The organism is Dolichospermum sp. UHCC 0315A, from assembly GCF_008121535.1.
In the GTDB taxonomy this organism is placed as follows: domain Bacteria; phylum Cyanobacteriota; class Cyanobacteriia; order Cyanobacteriales; family Nostocaceae; genus Dolichospermum; species Dolichospermum lemmermannii.
This window is the reverse complement of record NZ_CP043056.1, coordinates 285641-303448: the sequence shown is the minus strand read 5'-3', so window position 1 is coordinate 303448 and position 17808 is coordinate 285641. Positions and strand designations below refer to the sequence as shown.

The window sequence follows — 17808 nt, the reverse complement described above, 5'->3', positions numbered from 1 at the left end:
TCCGGTTTGATTGTTGTTCATTATACTGAGACTCAATCGTTGATTCGATGGGGTTTACGGTTTACAGCTTGTTCAAAAATCAAATAGTAGCCCTATATCTATTTGTCTGAATCAGGATTTTCAGGATGAACAGGATTATCTATTTGTCTGAATCAGGATATCCAGGATTTAAGGATGAACAGGATGAAACAATAAACTATTTTGTTTAATTGTTAAATTCTTTATTGTCTGAATCAGGATTTTCGGTTACTGAGCGAAGTCGAAGTACAGGATTTAAGGATGACCAGGATGGTAATTTTATCATTTTTTATGTGAATGTTTAGATTAGCTTTTCTACTTTTTGTCTGAATCAGGATATCCAGGATTTGAGGATGTACAGGATGGTAGTTTATTATTTTTCCTGTGAATGTTTAGATTAATTTTCAGACCATTGAAAAATATTCACTACCCATTAACAATTATATCCTGTTAATCCTTTAATCCTGGAAATCCTGATTCAGACAATTTCACACACCATCACACAACCGCTTATCCTCCTCACTCAAACCCACATTCGGATTTTGTAAATAATCCTTTAACCAAACACAACCATCCTTAATTCCCCTATCTAAATCCCGCACAGGCCACAACCGCGCTGTTTCGTCCGTAGATGCCGTAGCAATGGTTTTACCGTCGGGGCTGAAACTCACACTATAGACAGAACCCTGATGCCCTTTAAATTCCTGAATCATTTGCCCCTGCAAGTTCCACAACCGCGCTGTCTTGTCCCAGGATGCCGTAGCAATGGTTTTACCGTCGGGGCTGAAACTCACACTCATGACAGAATCCTGATGCCCTTTAAATTCCTGAATCATTTGCCCCTGCAAGTTCCACAACCGCGCTGTATTGTCTGTTGATGCCGTAGCAATGGTTTTACCGTCGGGGCTGAAACTCACACTCATGACAGTACCCTGATGCCCTTTAAATTCCTGAATCAATTGCCCCTGCAAGTTCCACAACCGCGCTGTTTTGTCACTGGATGCCGTAGCAATGGTTTTGCCGTCGGGGCTGAAACTCACACTACTGACAGTTTCCTGATGCCCCTTAAATTCCTGAATCAATTGTCCCTGCAAGTTCCACAACCGCGCTGTTTTGTCAGATGATGCCGTAGCAATGGTTTTGCCGTCGGGGCTGAAACTCACACTAATGACAGTACCCTGATGCCCCTTAAATTCCTGAATCAGTTGCCCCTGCAAATTCCACAACCGCGCTGTTTTGTCAGATGATGCCGTAGCAATGGTTTTGCCGTCGGGGCTGAAACTCACACTAATGACAGTACCCTGATGCCCCTTAAATTCCTGAATCAGTTGCCCCTGCAAATTCCACAACCGCGCTGTTTTGTCCTTGGATGCCGTAGCAATGGTTTTGCCGTCGGGGCTGAAACTCACACCCCTAACAGAATCCTGATGCCCCTTAAATTCCTGAATCAGTTGCCCCTGCAAATTCCACAACCGCACTGTATTGTCAAATGATGCCGTAGCAATGGTTTTGCCGTCGGGGCTGAAACTCACACTACTGACAGTTTCCTGATGCCCCTTAAATTCCTGAATCAGTTGCCCCTGCAAATTCCACAACCGCACTGTATTGTCAAATGATGCCGTAGCAATGGTTTTGCCGTCGGGGCTGAAACTCACACCCCTAACAGAATCCTGATGCCCCTTAAATTCCTGAATCAGTTGCCCCTGCAAATTCCACAACCGCACTGTATTGTCAAATGATGCCGTAGCAATGGTTTTGCCGTCGGGGCTGAAACTCACACTACTGACAGTTTCCTGATGCCCCTTAAATTCCTGAATCAGTTGCCCCTGCAAATTCCACAACCGCACTGTATTGTCAAATGATGCCGTAGCAATGGTTTTGCCGTCGGGGCTGAAACTCACACTAATGACAGTACCCTGATGCCCCTTAAATTCCTGAATCAGTTGCCCCTGCAAGTTCCACAACCGCGCTGTCTTGTCCCAGGATGCCGTAGCAATGGTTTTACCGTCGGGGCTGAAACTCACACTCATGACAGTACCCTGATGCCCCTTAAATTCCTGAATCATTTGCCCCTGCAAGTTCCATAACCGCGCTGTTTTGTCTAAGGATGCCGTAGCAATGGTTTTGCCGTCGGGGCTGAAACTCACACTCATGACAGAATCCTGATGCCCCTTAAATTCCTGAATCAGTTGCCCCTGCAAATTCCACAACCGCACTGTATTGTCACTGGATGCCGTAGCAATGGTTTTGCCGTCGGGGCTGAAACTCACACTTAAGACTAAACCCTGATGCCCCTTAAATTGGTTATGTTCGTTGATATTATCAAGGATATTATTTAAGGCATAAATAGGGCTAATGGTAGGATATTTATCCAAAGCTTTATTGTTAACTATAGTTTTTAATGTCTTGCCATTCCGTACAGCAGACACTAAAGATGGTAATTCTTCCAGTTGGAATTGTCTTAAAACATTTACTCCACCTTGTTCTAGTTTGGTAACTAGCAGGGCTTCTTTTTTAGCTATCTCTGCTGTTTTTAATTCAGCATTTGCCTTGATAAAAGTTTGTTCAGCTTTTTTAGCTTTGTTTTCTGCTTCCTGTTGTTGTCTTTGTGCTTGTTGTGATTTTTCTGCCGCAGTTTTCACCCTATCATTAGCTGTTTGGATTTTTGACTCTGCTTCTATATTTTTCTGTTTTAGTGTTTCAGCTTGTTTATTTACTTCGTCTAACTTAGTTTTAGCTGCTAATAGATTTTCTTGTGCTTTTTTAGTTTTCTGTTCTGCTAACTTAAAGTTATTTTCTGCTGTTTGTTTATTTTTCTCTGCTTCTTGAGATTGTAGTTTTAAATCTTTGGTTTGACTTGCTAATTGTTGCGTTTGTGCTTGTAATTCAGTTTGTTTTTGTTTAGCAACATTAGTTTCTCTCAACTGATTCATTCCATAACCAGCAGCCATACTCGCAATTACTAAGAATGCCATAGCTAAACTAGAACTACGTTTTAATCTTTTTTCTCCTTTTTTAATTTGTTTATCAGCTTCAATTTTCGCATCCTCTACTAGTTGTCTTGCTTCCTGTTCCTGTTTTAATTTTATTGCTGCTAGTGCTAATTCTTCTTTTGTTTTAGCAAAATTTGCTAAATCTTCATCTTTCTGTTGTTGACGAATAAAATCTACTAAATAATCATGTACTAATTGATATCTATTTTCTGGAGATTCCTGAATTAATAAAACTAATCCAGATTTTACCAATATTTCTAAAACTAATTCTAATTCATCAAACTCGATATGATCTACAAATAAATCTAATTCTTTGAATAATTCAGCACGAGTTTTTAAAGGACGAGTTTTATTTTCATCTGTCAGTAAATATAAAACCAATTTTGCTATTTTTTCATTTTCCTCACCACAGTCTTTAATTACATTTTGTAAAAAATCCTGAACTAACGCTTCTTTATTACCAACTTCTTGATATTTTTCTAAAGTGGTAATTTTTTGATTTTCTAACTGTGTACCGACAATTTGTAATTCTATCGGTCTAATTTCTCCGATATCTCCTGCTAAATCTTGGACTAATTTAGTTATTAGATCTTTATTTAATGGGTATTTACTTCTTTTAGTTAAACTGGTAAATACTTCTTTTGCATCTTGAGGAATAAAATTACCTAAATAATAACGAATAGATTTACTTAAAATATCCGTACTGTTAACTATATCTGTATCTTCTAAATTGGCAAATTTTCTTTCCAATTCTAATAAATAATGTAAATAATCTTCCCGTAAAGATAGCACAATTTTTAAATCAGGAATATCTAAACATTGTCTTAAAAAATCATAAAATGGTTGTCTTTCTGTCTGTTCTTTATAAACAAAGAAAAATTCTTCAAATTGGTCAAATATTAAAACTGTTAATAAATTATTTTGATTATTTTTTCGCAATTGTTGAATTATTGGAGAATAATGTATATTTGATATATTCAAATTTAAACATTCTCCTAATTTTTCTACCCAATTGGTATAAGCTCTTAATAATATAGGTAAAACCTGTTTTGCGTCAATTGTTTCTTGTTGCAATGCCGGAATTAAACCAGCTTGTAGAATTGAACTTTTACCAACTCCAGACTGGCCATGAATTATGGTTAATTTATATTGATTTTGGGCAATTCTGCCTCGGAGTTTTTTAACATCTTGTTCTCTTCCAGAAGCAGAAATTTCTTGTGCTATTGTTCCTGTCTTGGCAATTTCTGAAGTTGTAGATTGAATAATTTTCCATTGTGGGTTTAAATATGATGCACCCACAAAAGCCCGAAAACCATATTGTTGTTCTATTTGTAGTTTTTCTTGTTTGGTATTAAAGGCTTTTAAATATTCACCTTGTTGAAAATAGAGTAAATTTAATTTATCTAGAATATCAATATACAATTTGGGATTATATTCAATCTCTGTATTATTTTTCGCTGCTTCTAATTTTTCAAGAGTAGTAGGTATATCTCCTAAACCTTGATAGGATTTTGCTAATAAAAATTGATAATATACATCTTCATTTTTGGGAATTATATTTTGTTGAATTATAGTGTTTAATGTTTTTAATGCTGTTTCTGCATAATGTTTGGCTTCATTAAAATTAGATTTATGTAAAGCCAATTCTGCTAAAAATCCATAATCTTTAGCCAATAAAATAGAAGCAATATCTTGATTTTGGTGTAGTTTTAAAGATTCATTAACTGATTTTTCTAATTCTTCCCATGCTTGCAGATTTAAGTAAACTTCACATAAAAGAATAATGTAACTAGATAATAAATCTGTCTGTTGTGTTTGTTTAAAAATCTCTAAACTTTGTTGAAAATATTTTTGTGCTTCTTCCCATGATTTTTGATTATCTACCTGATTTATAAAGGCTTTGCGGTAGTAGATTAAACCAATTTTAACTAAAAGTGTACCTTGTCTATCTAAGTTATTATTTTCTTGCCAAAAATCTAAACTTTGTTGATAATGTTCTAAGGCTGAATCTAAGTTATCATCTAAATAATCACGATAACCAAAAATATATTCTAAACTAGCGTTAATAGTTGGGTTTAATACTTCTCCCTGTTTTTGTAAATCTTGTTTAGCTGCTACTAATTCTGGGTAAAGATTAGAAAAAATTAGATTAGTTATATCCCCTGCAAATATTGTATCTATTTCTTGTTGAATAAAATCAATTAATTGATTGGTAGAAGTGTTAAATTCAATTGTAGTTGCCCAATTTTTAAAATCTGGTGCTAACCTAATTATTTTAGTAAGAACTTGATCATTTACCCAAAAGAATAGAGGAAACCTAAAGTCATTTCTAAATTGTTCACGGACTCGGTTAGCTGAAGTCAAAACTGTATCAATATTTTGGACTGACTCTAACCCAAATACCATTAATGCTGCTGGTTCTGTATTTTCCAATTGTGCAGCTATATTTGTATATAGAGTTTTGACATCTAGTGGTAAATCAATTTTACTAATCTTTACAGTTTCTAATTCCTGTAACTTGGTAAATATTTGCTGTTGAATAAAACCATAATTACATCGTAATAAAATCAGTGAAAATTCACCTTGAGAAAGGGTAATTGATCTAACTAAAGTTTTAAAATTACCCTGATTTTCAATATCTAAATTATCTGGTTGATTACTCATAACCTAAATTTTGGTGCTTCTTGCAAAATGGGATTAATATCAAACCAAGATCCATCTTCATCTATATATTCAAACACAAACAGATCCCGAATTAACATATTATATTCTTCATGACCTGTAATGCTTTTTGTTTTTGATACCTCTCTTAATAATTGCCATTCTTTATCATCAATTCCCCGATTTAAATTATTACACTCTTGTTTAATCACTCTTTCTAAACAGTCACGAGAAATAGGAGGATCATCTTGTTGTAAACAGCTATAGAGTAAAGATAACAAATTTCGTAAATGACCACCACTAACTTTACAAAGTCGTTCTAATGTATCAGAACTATCAAAAACTTGGGTAATTAAGTTTTGGTTTGCTTGGCAATTTTCCCAATTTACATTAGGAAAAGCTCTGACCATAATCATTTGTTGTAAAAGGTTAATTCCTAGAGTAAAATCAGATTCATCTCTCTGTTTTACTGCAACCATTGGTAAAACTTTAGGACTGACATTAAAACGATCTTTTAATCTACCTAAAGCATTAGAATATATCAATACTAGGGGAATTGTATAAACAATATGACAGTTTAATGTTTTTAACTTATCACCACGTTCTGCAAAGAGATATTCTGGTTGATATTGATTATTTGGTTTAGGAGTATTATCTATTCTATCTAAGTTATCAACGATAACAACTAAACCTTTTCTACCTTGCTGTTTGAGGTTTCTTTGTGCAGGTTTGATAATATCTTCATTAATTGATTCTAAAATTCTGGTTGTGCGCGGTTCTAAATATTGCCTTAGTTGATCACGATTTTGAGAATTTTCTTTTGTTTTAGCGGTAATTTCAGCAATGACTACAGAAAATTTAACTTCTAGGTCTATGGGACTTTGTAAAAATTGATTGACTGATGTAAATAATTCTTGAAAATACCCAGGTTTAAGATTAATTGCGACGGTTTCTAAACTTTTGCTAACTTGACCTGCTATGGCTAATAAAATATCTGTAATATCAACATTTGCCATATCCAAAACTTGGCTAGATTCAAAATAGACTACATGAAAATCTTGCTGTTCTAATTCTGCTTTTAATCGGAGTAATTCTGTAGATTTACCACAACCAATATGTCCTGTAAATAATTGACAGGTAGGGTCTTCAGGTGCAAGTCTAGTAATAGTGCGATTTAATTCTTGAATAATCTTTGCACCACGCACTTGAGAAAAATCAATATAATATTTTCTATCTTCAGCGTTCCCTAATACTAGGGTTTTAGCAGGGTTACAAGTTTGATAAAACTTTGTTAAATCCAGTTTCATGATAAATTTCCCGAAAATCGCCTGATAATCATAAGTATATCAGTGATTATACAGGTAATGATCGGATTAATCAATAAAATAGATTTCTCCAGGAATGAATGTAGGAACTTCTCTACAAGGGTTTCAGGTCACGCATATTTAATTTCTACCAGATGTCTATTAATCCTGCAAAGCTGTTAACCAAACCTGTAAATCAGCCAAATCTGTAAAATCTAACAAAGCTTCAGACTTCTCAAACGGATACCAGTGCTAAGTAATAACATAGTATGAGCGATCGCACTGGCAGAATTAAAGGATGAAACCGGGGATTTTATCGCCTATTAAATTAAGTAGCCATCATGAACATTACCCATTACCAGGTTGTTCACTGGATATGAGGTTTTGCGTTAAGTTGACTGTAATAAATCATCCCCGGGAATGATGGTAGTATAAAAAGTGTAACTATTGTTCTGAAGATAGCGGCGGTCTTGCTTAACGATAGCCATGAACTCACGGTGTCCTTCCGTTAGACGACCGACTAAACAACCTGCACTAGCTCCTTTGATATCATTGCTGGGGTAATCATAGCCCCAATGTTGATTAACGGCAAAATAATCACCTGTATCCAATTCATCACCAGTTCGTTTGAAATCTTTGTTAAAATCTCGACAAACAGTGATGTTTCCGCATTGAACTAATGCTTCATGGGGATTGGAAGTACCGTGTCTCCCCACTCTCCAAGCCTTGTATTGTCCAAACTGGATTCTTGCTGCTCCTTTGGGATTCATGGGATTGTGAGTATATTTACTACCTGGTTCAGTAGTTGCTTGCCAATGATCAACGATTTTGGGGACACCATCTATGATTTCGATCACAATGCGGCGGTCATTAAAGGCGTTGGCAGCATCACTATTGAGTGTCCAGTCTCCATTTATACCCTCGATATAAACAATGTTGTATTCTTTGGGATTGGTGAATACTTCATAATTTTTAGCCAACATATATTTAATGATCTTGCTGGCAATATCAGTTCCTAGATTTAAAGGAGGTTTTGGCAGGTCTTCTGTTTTAGTTTCAATCAATTTTTTGGCTGTGACTGCACCTAGAAAATCAGTTTCTCCTGTTTCTGTTAAGGTTTGGAACTTTTTCAGTGCGGCTGTGGAAACTGGTCCAAATAGTCCGTCGGCGGGTGGTTCTAGGAGTCTTAAATCAATTAATCTTACTTGAACTTGCCGAGACAATTCCCGATCTTCAGCGATCGCTTCGTAACCCCATTTTTCCTCTGTATTCAAGAAGTTTTGCAGTTTCATATTATACGCTTAATAATTCAAGTGTTTTGTTTGCACCACGTTAAATAAGCTATCTTAAATTTCAAATCTATAAATAACCTTTATTATTTTTTAACAAGGAATATTAACAAGGAAAATAGGCGATTGCTCTGATTATCTCATTCTCAGTAAGCTCAAACGAAGTTAGCCAGGGGTAGTTCATTGTTCCATAAGTACCTGGACAGAATTAATTACATATTATTTATTTACCAATCCTTTGTCCATTACGGATTTCAGTCCAAATATTTGTGTAATTAATTTTGTCTCATTACTTACTTCCATTCTAAAATGGGGGGTAGAAACAGTTTGATAATTTCTACCCATAACTATCCATATATTACTGTTTGTCCAAGTCTTCAATTAATTGATCAACAAATTCCCTTAACCGTTGTTGCCAGTTAGGGACGGTTTTAATTTTTACCCTCTGTCCTTTCCGACCTTTAAAACAAATTGGTTGAGCGTCTAACTCAGCTTTGAGGATTTTCTTAGCACCAATTTTATTATTTTTCTCAAATGGCATTGACTTTAACCTTGTAAGTTGGTATACTAACTATACTACAACATTGAAAGGTCGAGTCAATGCTTTTATCATTCAAAACTGCACTAATTCCAAATAACCGACAGATTACAGCTTTTCGCAAAGCCTCTGGAGTAGCTAGACACGCCTATAACTGGGCAAATGCTCAAATCAAGGATATTTTAGCTGCTCAAAAAGAAGGCGAAAAACTTAAACTTCCCTCAGCGATTGACTTACATAAAAAGTTAGTCGCTGAGGTTAAGTATGAATCCGCTTGGTATTACGAAGTTAACAAAAATATCCCTCAGAAGGCGTTAGCTGACTTACGCCAAGCATGGGATAGGTGTTTTAGGAAGACATCGAAACAACCCCGATTCAAAAAGAAAGGTCAACGTGATTCTTTCTATTTGGAGTCAGGAACTAAGGCCAAACCAGCAATTAAAAATGATGGTAAAAGAATTAAATTACCGTCAATTGGCTGGGTACGTTTAGCAGAACCTTTACCGATTACAGCAACTCATAATTGCGTGATTTCTAGACAGGCTGATAAATGGTTTATTTCTGTTAAATACGAAGTTGAAAAACCTCCTGTACTTGCAAATAGACCGACCATCGGCGTTGACATAGGAATTAAGGAGTTAGCAGTTTGCAGTAATGGTGAAGTATTCGAGAATCCTAAAGCCTACCGCCATAAGAGTAAACGCATGAAACGTTTACAGCGTAGCGTTAGCAGAAAACTAAAGGGGTCTAATAATCGCAAAAAAGCTGTGAGAAAATTGGCTAAATTACACGCCAAAGTTTCTAATATTCGCAAGGATTCTATTCACAAATTAACCTACTATCTAGCTAAAAACCACAGCATAATTAAGATAGAAGATTTGCACGTTAAGGCATTTTTGAAGAACCACAAATTAGCGGGTGCAATTGCAGATTGTGGGATGTATGAATTTAAAAGGCAATTAGAGTACAAAACTGAGAAATTCGGGAGTGAACTAATCCTTGTGGATAGGTTCTTTCCTAGTTCCCAAATATGCTCTAACTGCGGTAATCATCGTCATAAAATGCCATTAAAAAACCGCGTTTATATTTGTCCTGATTGTGGCTATAAAGCTGACAGGGACTTAAATGCAGCGCGTAATATTGACCGATGGTTTGTGGATATTTTTATCCCTGTAGCGTAGCGGTTCCTTTTAGGAACTACGGTCAGAAACGGTAAGTTCTACCGAGATTGCCTGTGGAGCCGAAAAACCTCTTAGAAGCCATTCTCAGACCGTGATGAAGCAGGAAGTAAACACTAAGATTATCGCTGTCCAGATGTGTCTAGACTTTGGTAATTTTGGGTAAGTTTTATAGAACGGATATCTCTCTAGATAATCTGCTAATATCAAACAGCTACCCTAACATCCAATCACGCTTCTGCAAAAAATCACCACTGGATAGGGAAAATTGTTATGAACAGCAAAAACCCCATGTTCTCAAATCTGGCTTTAAAAAGTGCCATTTTCTTGTCACCCTTACTGCTATCAACGGCTTTTATCAGTGGGTATTCTGTGCCATCTGCTACTGCTCAGGTACTATTAAATCAGGAACGGGAAGAATTAGCGCGACTGCGACAAGAAACCAGAACTCAAAAACAAGTTCAATCTGATTTTGAACGGGCTTTTACTCGCACGAATACTTTGCTTAATATCTGGTTGACTATTTTAAGTTTATTTCCTGTGGCCTTAATTGCCATGTTATGGTTTTTTCGTCGAGCAGTAATTAGAGAAATTGTCGAACGAGCAATGCAGCAAATTCAAGGAATTGAAAATTTGCAAACTCAATTAACTACGGTTCAAGCAGAAGCAAAAAAACTGATTCAAGCATCTAAAAATACTACTCAAGAATTAGCACAAGAAGTTAATACACTTAAACAAAAGATTCATGGTGAGGAAGAAAATTTATCTATTCTTTTATCTGATTTACCCAAATCAAAACAAGAGTTTTTAACAGCTTTGGAAATTGAAGTTAAATCTGCTCAAGAGAATATTAGTAATTTAGAGTTTAGATTAAATACTCAACTAGAACAATTAACCTTATCTGCTCAACAGCAAAAAATTACAATTGACAATATCAAAAAGTTAGAATTTGAGTTATTTTCTCAATTTACCCAACTCAAGTCAGAAGTAGAAAATCAAAAAGATATCGCTGTTAGTGATATTGAACAATCTCGCGCTGATTTGATATCTCAATTTCAAGAGTTAGAGTCGGAAACTCAACAAGAGAAATTTCATACTATTGAGAATTTAGGGAAATTACAATCACAATTTAATAATGAATTATCTCAATTTCAATTAGATGTTAAAAATCAAAAAGATATAGTTCTAGGTAATATCGAAAACCTTAATAATATATTTAAGTCAGACATTACTGAATTAAAAACTGATACCCAAGTTAAAAAATATCAATTACTTGAGGATTTTGGTAAATTACAAAGCGAATTTTCTCAGCAACTTACAGAATTACAAAATAATGCTCAACAACGACAACAGCAAATTATTGAGAATTTAGAAAAGTCGGGTGGAGAATTTACATCTCAGTTTTCCGGTTTACAAAATGATGTACAAAAACAGCAAATTACTATTCTGGAAAATCTGCAAAAGTTAGAAATTGAATTTTCTCAGCAACTTACAGAATTACAAAATAATGCTCAACAACGACAACAGCAAATTATTGAGAATTTAGAAAAGTCGGGTGGAGAATTTACATCTCAGTTTTCTGATTTACAAAATGATGTGCAAAAACAGCAAGTTACTATTCTCGAAAATCTGCAAAAGTTGGAAATTGAATTTTCTCAGCAACTTACAGAATTACAAAATAATGCTCAACAACGACAACAGCAAATTATTGAGAATTTAGAAAAGTCGGGTGGAGAATTTACATCTCAGTTTTCCGGTTTACAAAATGACGTGCAAAAACAGCAAGTTACTATTCTCGAAAATCTGCAAAAGTTAGAAATTGATGCTCAACAATGTAAAGATATAATTCTCAAAGAGTTAGCGGAAATTACACCTACTCCAACACCAGAAAAAGCACCAGAACCATTACAACCAGAAGTTTCTATTGATGATTATATCAAACAAGCAGAAATGCTATTTTTAGAAAAACGCCATGAAGATGCTTTAGCTGTTTACGAACAACTCATTAAAATTCAACCTGAAAATCCAGAAAATTGGCTGAAACGGGGCATAATTTTCAATCGTCTAAAACGCTATAAAGATGCTATAGCTTCCTATAATCAAGCCATTAAAATCAATCCTGAATATCATCAAGCTTGGTGTGATATTGGTGTGGCTTGTGGAAATTTAGGAAAACATCAAGAGGCTTTTAACTGTTTTGATAAAGCTACTAAAATTAAACCTGATGATGGAGTTGCTTGGGTAAATAGTGGTTTATCTTTGCTAGAATTAGAACGTTATGAAGATGCAGTTACTTCTTTTGATAAAGCTTTAGAATTTCAACCCAATTCTCCTAAAGTCTGGGATAAACGGGGTTACACTTTGGTAATGTTGGGAGAAGATGATCAAGCAATTATCAGTTTTGATAAAGCATTAGAAATTAAATCTGATTATCCTAGCGCATATTATCATAAAGCTGCCTGTTATGCACTCCAAAGAAAGGTGGAATTAGCTTTGGAAAATCTGCAAAAAGCTATGGAATTTAATCCCAGTTATCGAGAAGATGCTGCAACTGATATTGATTTTGATGACATTAAAAATGAGCCAGATTTTCAAAGATTAATTCAGGGTTGATGTTAGAAAACCTACTGTGTTGGGTAACATACGTCAACCCAACCTTGTATCTTAGAGGTAGATGACATTGAGAACCAAATTTATATAGTACGAAGTTACTATATTCGTGTTTGGCTGTCAACTACCACAGGAAATCGGTTGAAATCTACCCTGCGGTACTAGCTTTTCTGGCGCAAAAAATCAACAATTGTTCTTTCTTGACTAATTAATCTAGAAGATTTAAGATATACTTTCTTTTAAAGCATAATGCAGTTAGTTAAGACGCATATTTTTGTGACTTTTAATTGAGTTTCCACTCATTTTTTACCTATGACAATCACACTGACTATTCCCGGAATGGCTTGTTCTGCTTGTGCTAATAATATAACCAAGGCAGTTAAAGCTATTGATACTAATGCTATTGTGGAAGCTGATACCAAAACCAAGTTTGTCAATGTAGATACTCAAGCTTCAGAAACTGCTATTAAAGAAGCTTTGACTGCTGCTGGTTATCCTCCTGCTTAAAATCAAATCCCCGATTTCTTTGAGAAGTCGGGGATTTTGTTATTTCGGCTGAATATGATGGGAAATTTGGAAATTATTTGTCCTTCTGTTTTCATTTTGAAAAGTTATTTTAGATGCAATTAATCAATCAGATTTATAGATTGTTTTCAAGAATCTAGCCTTTTTATATAAGTTGTAAATTGACTATTTTTCGATATTGGATAGTATTTGTGCGAATTGCGTCACAATATGTTAGAATTATAGCAAAATATGACAACTATTCAAAGTTAATTTGACATAATTTTGTCTTTTGTCAAGTTGAAGCCTAAAATCTACATTTTTTTGGAGTTTTCGAGTTTATGACAACCTCACAGGAGAGGATTATCCCGACGGATTTGCGAGGTGAAATGTCGCGGTCTTATCTAGAATACGCCATGAGCGTCATTGTAGGTCGGGCGCTGCCAGATGCTAGGGATGGTCTTAAACCTGTGCATCGTCGCATCCTCTATGCCATGCACGAACTGGGTTTACTACATGATCGCCCTTTCAGGAAATGCGCCCGTGTGGTCGGGGAAGTTTTGGGTAAATATCACCCCCACGGTGATACAGCAGTGTATGATGCTTTGGTGCGGATGGCGCAGGATTTCTCCATGCGATCGCCTCTCATCAGTGGACATGGTAACTTTGGTTCAGTGGACAATGATCCGCCGGCGGCAATGCGGTACACAGAATGTCGTCTGCACGCCCTAACCAGTGTAGCTCTTCTCCAGGATATTGAAGCCGAAACCGTAGACTTTGCCGATAACTTCGATGGTTCTCAACAAGAACCCACAGTTTTACCCTCCCGCATTCCTCAACTTCTCCTCAATGGTTCTTCGGGGATTGCTGTGGGAATGGCCACAAATATTCCTCCGCACAACTTGGGAGAATTGATTGATGGATTAGTGGCACTAATTCACAATCCCGAAATAACTGACATTCAGTTAATGCAGTATATTCACGGTCCCGACTTCCCGACTGGGGCGCAGATATTGGGAGTCAGTGGCATTAAAGAAGCTTATACCACTGGACGCGGTTCAATTACCATGCGGGGTGTGGCTAATATTGAAACCATTACCCAACGCAACCGTCCCGAACGGGAAGCAATTATCATCACCGAATTGCCTTACCAAACCAATAAAGCGGCATTAATTGAAAAAATTGCCGAATTGGTGAATGATAAACGCATTGAGGGCATTTCCGATATCCGGGACGAGAGCGATCGTGACGGCATGAGAATTGTCATAGAATTAAAACGTGATGCCTATCCCCGCGTCGTTTTAAACAATCTTTATAAACAAACCCCTTTACAGTCTAACTTTGGGGCGAATATGTTGGCACTGGTCAACAGTGAACCCCAAACCCTAAACCTCAAACGTTTCCTCAGCGTCTTCCTAGATTTCCGTATTCTCTCCATTGAACGTCGGACTCGCTACGAACTCAGGAAAGCTCAAGAACGAGATCACCTATTACAAGGCTTATTAATTGCCCTGTCACGATTAGATGCAATTATTGTTTTAATTCGTCATGCACCAGACGCACCCACAGCCAAAGGTGAGTTAATTACCACCTACGGACTGTCGGAAGTGCAAGCAGACGCAATTTTGCAAATGCAGTTGCGACGATTAACAGCACTAGAAGCCGATAAAATTCGCCTCGAACACGACGATTTACAAGTTAAAATTAGCGACTTAGAGGATATTTTAGCCAGACGGGAACGGGTGCTAGAAATCATTGAAACGGAAATTAGTCAAATTAAAACTAGTTTTGCCACACCCCGGAGAACAGTAATTACTCATGGGGAAGGAGACATAGATGATATTGACTTAATTGCCAATGAAAAGGCGATTATTCTAGTAACAGAACAAGGTTACATCAAACGGATGCCCGTCAACACCTTTGAATCCCAAAGTCGGGCTACCAGAGGTAAAGCGGGGGCAAAAGTCAAAGATGATGATACCATTGAGCATTTCTTAACCTGCTGCGACCATGATAGTATCTTATTCTTTAGCGATCGCGGAGTCGTCTACTGTCTAAGAGCATATCAAATTCCCGTCAGTTCGCGCACCAGTCGGGGAACACCCATTGTGCAAATGTTGCCCATTCCCAAAGAAGAAAAAATCACCTCAATAGTCCCCGTAGACGAATTTAGCAGCGAAGAATATCTCGTCATGCTCACTAAAGGCGGTAACATCAAAAAAACTGTCCTAGAAGCATTTAGCCACATTCGCGCTAACGGATTAATTGCCATATCCTTAGAAGAAGGCGACCAACTGCGCTGGGTGAGAAGAGCTAGGGTAGAAGACAGCATCATTATCGGTTCACGTCAAGGTATGGCCATTCACTTCCGCTGTACTCATGATCAACTGCGTCCCTTGGGTAGAGCCACTCGTGGTGTAAAATCCATGAAACTCAAGAACAAAGACGAACTCATCGGTATGGATATCCTACCTGCGGCTATTCTTGATACCTTAGCTACTGTCATAGAAGGGGAAAGCGAAGAAATCGAAGAAACCGCAGAAATTGAAGAAATTGTAGAAACCGCAGAAATTGCCGAAATTGAAAATAGCGAGGAAATTGTAGAAGTCAGCAACGCCAACAGTACCGGACCTTGGGTATTAGTCATTACCATGGGCGGTTATGGCAAACGCGTTCCCGTTTCCCAATTCCGACTGCAAAACCGTGCCGGTCAAGGTTTAATGGCCACCAAATTCAAAAACCGCAAAACCAAAGACAAATTAGCCACCTTGCGAATTGTCAACAGCGACGAAGAAATCATGATGGCCACCAATCGCGGTATCATTATTCGTCAAGCGGTCAATGCCATTTCTATTCAATCAAGATCAGCCACCGGAGTCAGAGTGCAACGTCTAGACGAAGATGATGCCATTACCGGAGTTGCAATTGTCCCCCCCGACACAGGTGATAATGGGGAGCTAGAAGAAGCAGAATAGACAATTAACAAGAAACAAGATCCCCGACTTCTTAGAGAAGTCGGGGATCTGAATTGAATTACTTTATGTACTTTAGGACACAAGGAGATGATCAAACTCGGACAGCAACAGATTTCTAAATCCATTAAATATTATACCTTATCTTTTATCAGTGGCATATTCATGGGAACGACCGTTGCCCCTATTGGTGCATGGTTTCTAGCCTGGATTGCCCTTGTTCCCTTGTGGCTATTAGTTATTAAATATACATCCAAAACAGATCCCCCTGCCCCGCGCCCTGGGTTCCTGAGCGAAGTCGAAGGGCTGCCCCTTGCCCTAATTTGGGGTATCGGTTATCACGGAGTTGCTCTGTCATGGATTACAGGGATTCATCCTATGGATTGGTTAGGTGTTCCTTGGTTGCCTAGTTTAACTATTACCCTCCTTTGTTGGGCATTTATCAGCCTGTGGGGGGGAATTTTAGTTACTGTTTGGGCAGCTTTAATGGTGCGTCTAGATAGGGGAAATCCTTGGTTGCGTGTTCTATTTGGTACAGCCATTTGGTGTGGCTTAGAAAGCCTCTGGAGTGCAAGTCCTCTATGGTGGAGTTCTCTGGCTTACACTCAATCACCGCAAAATCTCGTAATTCTCCATTTAGGACAGCTTTCTGGACCCAATACTGTGACTGCGGTGATTGTGGCTTTTAATGGGTTAATTGCAGAATATCTCACGCAGAGACGCAAAGGCGCAAAGGAAGAAAGAAATACTATTTATTTGGCTTTTTCTCTGTTTATTATTGCTCATTTAATTGGTTTTATTCTCTATAGTCAACCGTTGACGGAAGGTGCGAGTACGGCTATAAAAATCGGTGTTATTCAAGGTAATATTCCTAATAAAATTAAGGTTCTTCCTGAAGGTTTGCGTCGGGCGATTACTGCTTATACTGAAGGATATTTAAGTTTAACTAATCAAGGTGTGCAAGCTGTTCTTACCCCGGAGGCTTCTATACCTATTTTTTCCCGTAGTTTAACTCAAACTCCTTTGTTGGCTGCTATTCAAAAAAAGGGTGTAATAGCTTGGATAGGTGCATTTGGTGAACAAGGAAATAGTTATACAAATAGCTTATTTACTGTTCTTGGTAATGGGGAAGTTACCAGCCGTTATGATAAATCTAAACTTGTGCCATTGGGAGAATATATTCCTTTTGAAAATATTTTAGGGGGAATTATTCAACGTTTATCACCGCTAGAAGCACATCAAGTTCCGGGTAAAGCCAAGCAAATTTTTAATACTCCTTTTGGAAGAGTAATTATTGGTATTTGTTATGAATCAGCTTTTGCAGAAAATTTCCGTTATCAAGCCTCTATGGGGGGAAAATTTATGCTCAGTTCTTCCAATGATGCCCATTATACGGCAGCAATGGCAAATCAACATCATGCCCAGGATATCATGCGGGCAATTGAAACTGATAGATGGGCTGTGAGGGCAACAAATACAGGTTATTCGGCATTTATTAATCCTCATGGACAAACTCTCTGGAAATCGGCTTATAACACCTATCAAACTCATGCAGAAACTATTTATCCTCGTCAAACTCAGACTTTATATGTGCAGTGGGGTGATTGGTTGACCCCTTTATTGTTGCTTCTAAGTGCTTTAATTTGGCTTTTTTGATTTCCTCTCTACTGTATTTTCTCGTCCCAATAGAAAGTGGTCTGAAAATAGAAGTATTTGCTTGCTGCCTAAGAGGATGTTTGAA

At 37.2% G+C, this 17808-nt stretch carries 9 protein-coding genes; 5 read left to right on the top strand and 4 right to left on the bottom strand.

Annotation, left to right across the window (positions count from 1 at the left end):
* Positions 1-506 precede the first annotated feature (506 nt).
* The 4 genes from BMF77_RS01465 to BMF77_RS01450 form a co-directional block, all read right to left on the bottom strand.
* On the bottom strand, positions 507-5675 hold the full coding sequence (locus tag BMF77_RS01465; protein WP_148760065.1) for a hypothetical protein: 5169 nt from the start codon (positions 5673-5675) through the stop codon (positions 507-509).
* Complete coding sequence (locus tag BMF77_RS01460; RefSeq protein ID WP_148760063.1) at positions 5672-6979, bottom strand: P-loop NTPase fold protein; 1308 nt, start codon at positions 6977-6979, stop codon at positions 5672-5674. The genes BMF77_RS01465 and BMF77_RS01460 overlap by 4 nt, the downstream gene beginning before the upstream one ends.
* 386 nt (positions 6980-7365) lie before the next feature.
* The gene (locus tag BMF77_RS01455; RefSeq protein WP_148760061.1) at positions 7366-8268 is read right to left on the bottom strand and encodes a peptidoglycan-binding protein; all 903 of its coding nucleotides are present in this window, start codon (positions 8266-8268) and stop codon (positions 7366-7368) included.
* A 355-nt stretch (positions 8269-8623) separates the two neighbouring features.
* On the bottom strand, positions 8624-8806 hold the full coding sequence (locus BMF77_RS01450) for a hypothetical protein (protein ID WP_148760059.1): 183 nt from the start codon (positions 8804-8806) through the stop codon (positions 8624-8626).
* 59 nt (positions 8807-8865) lie between these two features.
* On the opposite strand from BMF77_RS01450, the gene BMF77_RS01445 reads away from it, so the two are divergent.
* The 5 genes from BMF77_RS01445 to lnt all read left to right on the top strand — a co-directional run bounded on the left by BMF77_RS01445 (position 8866) and on the right by lnt (position 17723).
* Complete coding sequence (locus tag BMF77_RS01445; RefSeq protein ID WP_148760056.1) at positions 8866-9984, top strand: RNA-guided endonuclease TnpB family protein; 1119 nt, start codon at positions 8866-8868, stop codon at positions 9982-9984.
* A 270-nt stretch (positions 9985-10254) separates the two neighbouring features.
* A complete protein-coding gene (locus BMF77_RS01440) occupies positions 10255-12594 on the top strand; it encodes a tetratricopeptide repeat protein (RefSeq protein WP_148760054.1) in 2340 nt (779 codons plus the stop codon).
* Between the two features lie 309 nt (positions 12595-12903).
* Entirely contained in the window at positions 12904-13098 is a 195-nt protein-coding gene (locus BMF77_RS01435; RefSeq protein WP_015083179.1) for a heavy-metal-associated domain-containing protein, read from the top strand.
* Between the two features lie 338 nt (positions 13099-13436).
* Complete coding sequence (gyrA, locus tag BMF77_RS01430) at positions 13437-16070, top strand: DNA topoisomerase (ATP-hydrolyzing) subunit A (RefSeq protein WP_148760052.1); 2634 nt, start codon at positions 13437-13439, stop codon at positions 16068-16070.
* An 87-nt stretch (positions 16071-16157) separates the two neighbouring features.
* Entirely contained in the window at positions 16158-17723 is a 1566-nt protein-coding gene (gene lnt / locus BMF77_RS01425; protein ID WP_148760050.1) for an apolipoprotein N-acyltransferase, read from the top strand.
* The last annotated feature ends 85 nt before the right edge of the window (positions 17724-17808 follow it).

Coding starts and splice junctions, on each gene's coding strand:
- BMF77_RS01465 (WP_148760065.1), bottom strand. CDS start 5,675: ATGAGTAATCAACCAGATAATTTAGATATTGAAAATCAGGGTAATTTT.
- BMF77_RS01460 (WP_148760063.1), bottom strand. CDS start 6,979: ATGAAACTGGATTTAACAAAGTTTTATCAAACTTGTAACCCTGCTAAA.
- BMF77_RS01455 (WP_148760061.1), bottom strand. CDS start 8,268: ATGAAACTGCAAAACTTCTTGAATACAGAGGAAAAATGGGGTTACGAA.
- BMF77_RS01450 (WP_148760059.1), bottom strand. CDS start 8,806: ATGCCATTTGAGAAAAATAATAAAATTGGTGCTAAGAAAATCCTCAAA.
- BMF77_RS01445 (WP_148760056.1), top strand. CDS start 8,866: ATGCTTTTATCATTCAAAACTGCACTAATTCCAAATAACCGACAGATT.
- BMF77_RS01440 (WP_148760054.1), top strand. CDS start 10,255: ATGAACAGCAAAAACCCCATGTTCTCAAATCTGGCTTTAAAAAGTGCC.
- BMF77_RS01435 (WP_015083179.1), top strand. CDS start 12,904: ATGACAATCACACTGACTATTCCCGGAATGGCTTGTTCTGCTTGTGCT.
- gyrA (WP_148760052.1), top strand. CDS start 13,437: ATGACAACCTCACAGGAGAGGATTATCCCGACGGATTTGCGAGGTGAA.
- lnt (WP_148760050.1), top strand. CDS start 16,158: ATGATCAAACTCGGACAGCAACAGATTTCTAAATCCATTAAATATTAT.